Consider the following 377-nt stretch of genomic DNA (forward strand, 5'->3'; position numbering starts at 1 on the left):
GGTGCTTCGCTTTTGGAGATATAAAGCGAAGCACCTTTTTATCTTATTTTATTTCCAGCCGTCGGGAAGATAGTTTATGGTGTTGGCGATCATGTCGTTTACCAGGGTTTTTACTTCTTCCTCGGATGCGCGTCCTTTTACAAGGGGATCGGCAAGGAAGGCCTCGCAGACGAGGCTGCGGTCGTATGTAAGGGCGGCTTTTAGGATTCTCTCATGATTTTCTACATGAGGGGTGATTAAGGCCTTTACCTGCTCCGGGATGGCTCCGGCGACGATGGGCTGGATGCTGTCTAAACTGAATACGGCATTGGTCTCTACCACGGCGTCGTCTGGGAGATTGGCAATCTGCAGCGCAGTATTCGGGATATTGACGTTGC

Annotated in this window: 1 protein-coding gene; it reads right to left on the minus strand. The window is 50.4% G+C overall.

Going from position 1 to position 377, the window contains the following annotated elements; genetic code table 11:
- Positions 1-48: 48 nt before the first annotated feature.
- A partial coding sequence (locus tag NE664_15905) for an alpha-glucosidase/alpha-galactosidase (GenBank protein MCQ4728119.1) occupies positions 49-377 on the minus strand: 329 nt, incomplete at its 5' end.

Origin of the sequence: Anaerotignum faecicola, assembly GCA_024460105.1 — a bacterium.
Taxonomy (GTDB): domain Bacteria; phylum Bacillota; class Clostridia; order Lachnospirales; family Anaerotignaceae; genus JANFXS01.